General features: G+C 70.5%; 7 protein-coding genes and 1 pseudogene. 2 read left to right on the top strand and 6 right to left on the bottom strand.

Features of this window, described 5'->3' with window-relative positions:
* Positions 1–513, top strand: a pseudogene (locus O3Q52_RS48340) (helix-turn-helix transcriptional regulator); the annotation flags it as partial.
* Here O3Q52_RS48340 and O3Q52_RS48335 read toward each other — a convergent pair.
* The 5 genes from O3Q52_RS48335 to O3Q52_RS48315 form a co-directional block, all read right to left on the bottom strand.
* Positions 476–757: a hypothetical protein gene (locus O3Q52_RS48335; RefSeq protein ID WP_269654811.1), complete on the bottom strand. Its 282-nt coding sequence runs from the start codon at positions 755–757 to the stop codon at positions 476–478. The pseudogene O3Q52_RS48340 and the gene O3Q52_RS48335 sit on opposite strands and share 38 nt — an antisense overlap.
* 43 nt (positions 758–800) lie before the next feature.
* Positions 801–1,580, bottom strand: a complete 780-nt coding sequence (locus O3Q52_RS48330; protein ID WP_269654810.1) for an SDR family oxidoreductase — start codon at positions 1,578–1,580, stop codon at positions 801–803.
* A 103-nt stretch (positions 1,581–1,683) separates the two neighbouring features.
* Positions 1,684–2,592, bottom strand: a complete 909-nt coding sequence (locus tag O3Q52_RS48325; protein ID WP_269654809.1) for a GlxA family transcriptional regulator — start codon at positions 2,590–2,592, stop codon at positions 1,684–1,686.
* 17 nt (positions 2,593–2,609) lie between these two features.
* On the bottom strand, positions 2,610–3,203 hold the full coding sequence (locus O3Q52_RS48320; protein WP_269654808.1) for an isochorismatase family protein: 594 nt from the start codon (positions 3,201–3,203) through the stop codon (positions 2,610–2,612).
* A 133-nt stretch (positions 3,204–3,336) separates the two neighbouring features.
* Entirely contained in the window at positions 3,337–3,567 is a 231-nt protein-coding gene (locus O3Q52_RS48315) for a hypothetical protein (RefSeq protein WP_269654807.1), read from the bottom strand.
* A 345-nt stretch (positions 3,568–3,912) separates the two neighbouring features.
* Here O3Q52_RS48315 and O3Q52_RS48310 point away from each other — a divergent pair, with 345 nt between their 5' ends.
* Positions 3,913–4,476, top strand: coding sequence for a hypothetical protein (locus O3Q52_RS48310; protein ID WP_269654806.1), 564 nt, complete (start codon positions 3,913–3,915; stop codon positions 4,474–4,476).
* A 55-nt stretch (positions 4,477–4,531) separates the two neighbouring features.
* On the opposite strand, the gene O3Q52_RS48305 is transcribed toward O3Q52_RS48310, so the two are convergent.
* The coding region (locus O3Q52_RS48305) for a cytochrome P450 (RefSeq protein WP_269654805.1) at positions 4,532–5,281 on the bottom strand (750 nt) is incomplete at its 5' end.

Genomic DNA, 5,281 nt, shown 5'->3' with positions numbered 1-5,281 from the left:
GTGGGCGGGTCGGCCGGGGTGGGCAAGTCCCGGCTGGCCGAGGAGTGCCTGGGCCGGGCTTCGGCGGCGGGTTTCCGGGTGGACCGGGCCACGGCGAGTGCCGCGGCGGGTGCGGTGCCGCTGGGGGCGATCGCCCATCTGTTGCCCACGGGGGTGGATCTGTCGGACCCGGTGGCCGGGTTCGCCGCCGTCGCCGAGCGGCTGGCCGCCGGGCCGGGGCGGCGAAGATGGGTGCTGCTGGTCGACGACATGCATCTGCTGGACCCGGCCTCGGCGGTGCTGCTGCGGCAACTGATTGACACCGGCGTGCTCCTGCTGATCGGCACCGTCCGCAGCGGTGAGCCGTACGGGAAGGCCGTCACGGCGCTGCGGGGCGGAGACGCGGTGCGCCGGGTCGACCTGACCGTACTGAACCCGGAGCAGATCGAGGCGCTGCCACTGCCCGAGGAGCTTGCCGTCGCAGGCTGCGCCCGGGTCAGCGCCAGTCCTCGGGGATGTTCCGCAGTCGCTTGAGGAGATCCCAGTCCTTGGGGCGTGCCCCATGGGAGAGCCACTCGGCGCCCTGCCCGGTCCAGTAGCCGCGGTACTCCCGGGTGGCTGACAGGTCGAGTGCCGGCGTGCCCGACTCCCATCCGCAGCAGCTGCAGATGATGTGGGTCGGCCAGGTGTTCTCGAAGAAGAGGTCCCCGTCCGTGTAGCCGCAGACGCGACAGACATTCTCGTCCTCGATACTTCGCATGGGGTCGTCACTCTTCATGGTTCCTCATACTGCTTCATACTCTCGCGCGCTGTGGTGCGGGTCAGAGCTCGGCGTTCGTCCACTCCTCGAACGTCGGTCCTGCCAGCTTCGCGTGGGGGCTTGGCAGCAGGGAGCCGTTGGCGAAGAGGTGGGCGTCCGGGTCGTCGGGGTTGGTGACCGGGATGACCTTCACCGTGGAGCCGTGCCGGGCCGAGTACAGGGAGGCGGCTTGGGCCAGGTCCTCCTCGCGCGGGCCGGCGATCTCCGGGAAGGGGGTCGTCACTGTGCCCGGTTCGGGGGCGGGGGCGGCAGCCAGGGCGACCAGGGCCTCGGCGACGGTTCGTGCGGAGACGAGCTGAGTACGCATCTCAGGGACGTATGCCGTCTCGCCCTGCGTGCCCCACTGCAGCAGCTGGGGCACGAACTCGTGGAACTGGGCCGCACGCAGGATCTGAGTCGGGATCGGTCCCGCGAGGGCGGCTCGTTCGTGGGCGAGCTTGGCCGCGTTGTAGCCCGTGGTGAAGCCGCGGTCGATGCCGATGATGGACACCACGATGAGACGTCGTACGCCCGCCCGGGCTCCGGCTTCGTGCAGGTTGGCGGCCGTGGCGGTGAAGAATTCGGTTGCTACCTGCTGGTCGGGCGATGGGGTGCTGGAGACGTCGATGATGGTGTCGACGCCGGTGAGAGCCTCGTCCAAGCCCTTTCCGGTGACTACGTCCACGCCGCCTGAACGGGACATCGCCACGACCTCGTGGCCCTGCTCCGTGAGCAGCTCGACGACGTGCTGTCCGACCCGTCCGGTCGCTCCGGCCACTGCGAACTTCCTGCGTGCGTCCATGATCTGGTCTCCTCGGAATCCTCTGCGCTGTTGCCTTCCTGACGGATCGCAGCGGGGGAGTGTGACCGACCGGCAGAAGGAATCTTCGGGACCGGGGTTGTTGTCAGGCCGCGCGGGCGCGGAGGCGGCGCAGCATGCGGGGGTCCTCGAAGCCGACGGAGCGGGCGGCGGCGTCGGTTGTCGCGCCGTGGCTGATGAGGTGTTGGGCGCGTTCGAGGCGCAGGGCCTGCTGGTAGCGCAGTGGGGTGAGTCCCGTGGCGCGGCTGAAGAGGCGGGTGAGTGTCCGTTCGCTCACGCCGACGGCCGAGGCCAGGGCGGGGAGCGGGAGCGGTTGGTCGAAGCGGGCGTCGATGAGGTCCTGGGCTCGGTGCACGGTGTCGTCGAGATGGGACCGGTGCCTCAGCATCGCGCTGGACTGCGGCTCATGGCCGTTGCGGCGGGCGTAGACGACCATGTCGCGGGCCACCTGCGCGGCGACGGCCGGACCCTGCCGGGTGGCGACCAGATGCAGCGCCAGGTCGATACCGCTGGCGATACCGGCCGAGGTGATCACCCGGTCGTCGGTGGTGAACAGGACGTCGCGGACGACCACTGCCGCTGGGTGGCGCACCGCCAGCTCGTCCTGCACGTCGTGGTGGGTGGTGCAGCGACGGCCGTCCAGCAGGCGGGCCCGGCCGAGCGCCTCGGCTCCGGCGCACACGCTGGCCACCGTCCCCCCTCTGGCGTGGTGGTCCCGCAGGACCTGGAGGGAGGCTGCACCGATGGCGGGGCTGTCGGCCAGGGTCGCAGCCCGCCAGCCGGGCACCACGATCAGGTCCTCGGGCCCGAGCTCGGGCCAGTCCAGCCCCGCCACCAGGGGCAGCCCCTGGGCGGTGGAGACCTGCGCCCGCTCGGCGACGTAGGACAGCGTGTAGGGGTGCCCGAAGTCGGCGGCGGTCGAGAAGACCTGCGCGGGGCCGGCCAGGTCCAGCAGATGGACTCCGGGCACCAGGAAGAAGACGATGTGGCTCACGATTCGGTCATCATGCCCTACGTCCTGGCGGCGGCCTCCAGCCCGTCGACGGTGGCGATGGTGGCGAAGCGTCCGGCCAGGGCGTACTCGGTGCGCCTGATGACCTCTTCGGCGGGCAGCGTGCGCGGGTCGGCCAGCAGCTCGGCGACGCTCTGGTCGGCGGGGGCGTCGCGGTGGGGGATGGGGTTGGTCGCGGTCGCGTCGGTCACGAAGGTGACCTGATAGCCGAAGTCGCCGGCGACGCGGGTGGTGGTCTCCACGCACTGCTCGGTACGGATGCCGCAGACGGTGAGTTCGCGGACACCGTGCTCGGTGAGCAGTTGCTGCAGGTTGGTGGTGGTGAAAGCGTTGTGCGAGGTCTTGTGGATCAGCGGTTCCCCGTCCGCCCGCTCCAGTTCCTCCATGAGCCGTACATGGCCGAGGGCCGGGTCGAAGACATCCCCGCTGCCCGGCTCGGAGTGCAGCACCCATACGACCAGGTCCCCGGCCTGACGGGAGAGCCGGACCAGGCGGTTCACCTGCTCGGCGATCTTCAGGTCAGAGGTGGTCTCCCACAGCGGACGGGCCCGGAAGGACTCCTGGACATCAATGACGATCAGTGCTCGGGTCATGCCTCAAGCCTGGGCCGCACGGGAGGGCGGGGGCCAGGCCATATCGGGTCCGGGTGCGGACCGATCCGGTCATCAGTGGAGCGAGGGGGAGCTGACGTCGTCCCCTGTCCCCACGGGTACCTACCGCGAGTCCCTATGAGTGGGAGTCGCGATCCCGCAGAGCGTTGATGCCGCCGGCGTGGTTGAAATGCTGATGGGCATGCGCCTGGCGGCGCGCATCGCGAACGCCTCTCTTGGCCGCCGCTTCGATTCGCCGCGCTTCCGAACCGGATTCCATCCGGCGCCTCTGGCGGCCCACCAGCACGATCACGGCGGCACCCGCGATGGACAAGGCCGCTGTCGCAGCCAGGACCAGGTAGACCATCCGCACCCCTGCTCGCCTCGGACCATTCACAACGATCACGCCCCGGAACAGCTCGCCCAGGGCCGGTCACGCCACCGTACGCAGTGGGCGAGCACAGACGAACGGGCCCTTCCGGCACCAATGACTGGCAGAACTCTGCCGCCCCCCGGCAACTTCCAAGAACCGACGAGATACAGCCTGCGAGGTGATGGATTGCCAGCCGCAGGGGCAGCGAGCCGAGTGTCTGGCTCACGCCCGGCGGAGCGTGCTGCCCGCCCGCACTGCGTTGGCGAGGGTCCGTCCGCAGGCCGTGGCGTTCTATGCTCCTGCGGCCTCATCCTCCCGCAGCGGAGGGCGGGTTGCGGCATGCTGCCACCGATGGTCGTACGGGGGAAGGGCGCGATGGAGGAACTGGCGGAGCTGGAGGAGTGGGTCGCGGTGATCGACGCGTGCATCGAGCCCATCGTGACGAGGCCGGTGGATCTCACCGACCCCGACTGGATGCGGAAGATGCAGGAGGGCCCGCGTCCGCTGGACGAGGCGGGGATTCGGCCGGAGGCGGAGGCGGCGCTGCGGGACGTGCTTTCCCGCTACGAGGAGGGCGACGAGGAAGTCCGGGCCGCCCTGCGCGCGCTCCTGGAACGGTGTCACTACTTCGGCGGGGCGACGACGCTGCCCGCCGAGCCCACGCCCCAAGGCTTCCGACAGCGACTCATGGAGATGTCGGTCGAGGATCAGGGCCGCGACACACGGGACATGATGGTCGGCCTGAACGGTCTGTGCGGGCAGGCCCGGGACGCCGGCGTCGACATCAGGCCGCTCCTGCTGGACGTGGCCGAACTCTCCAGTGAGGTCGACAAGTACGGGATGGGTTCCACACGGGACATCCTGCTCCGGGCGGCCGGAAGGGAGCCCAGCGGGCTCTGGTGAGCGTGGGGCACGGGAACGGGCCGCCGTTTCCTCCCTCCGAAGTCGAGCGACCGCTTCAGGCGACCGCCGGAGCCAAGGTTGCCGGAGTTGGCCCGTCCGGGCGGACGGTGAATCCGTGTACTGCCTTTGTGGGGGTGGAGGAGAAGACCGGAGTGTGGGCCGGTAGCAGGTGTTCGAGTAGGACGGTTGACTCGCGGAGTGCGAATTGCAGGCCCAGGCAGGCACGGGGGCCGATGCCGAAGGGGAAGTAGGCGCCCGGGTGGGTGGGGCGGGCGTCCGGAGTGATGAAGCGCTGGGGGTCGAAGTGCTCCGGGTCCGGCCAGAGTTCGGGATCGCGGTGTGTGAGGTACGGGCAGACCAGGAGGTCGGTGCCCGCCTCGACGGCGTACCCGGCGAGGGTGTCGTCCTCGGCGGCGTGGCGGGGCAGGATCCAGGCGGACGGGTAGAGCCGGAGCGTTTCGTGGATCAGGGCCTGGATGGCCTGGCGGCGTTCCGGGGATCCTTCGCCGCCGGCGGCCAGCGCTTGCTCGCGGGCGCCGGGGTTCCGGTCGAGGAGCAGGTAGAGCCAGTTCAGGGTGGTGGCGGTGGTCTCGTGCCCGGCCGCGAGCAGCGTGACCAGTTCGTCGCGGATCAGCCGGTCGGTGTACTCGGGGTGCTCGGCTGCGGCGTCGAGCAGGACGTGCAGCAGGCCCGGGCCGTCGGGTCCGGCCGCTCCGCCGCGGGCGGCCTCGATGGCGTGCCGCGCGACCGCGTCGATCCGGGCGAGATCGGCGGCGACGGCTTCCCGGGCGGGGCCGATATCGGC

Source organism: Streptomyces sp. ActVer (assembly GCF_027270795.1).
GTDB classification, from domain to species: domain Bacteria; phylum Actinomycetota; class Actinomycetes; order Streptomycetales; family Streptomycetaceae; genus Streptomyces; species Streptomyces umbrinus_A.
This window is presented reverse-complemented; position numbering and strand designations above follow the sequence as displayed.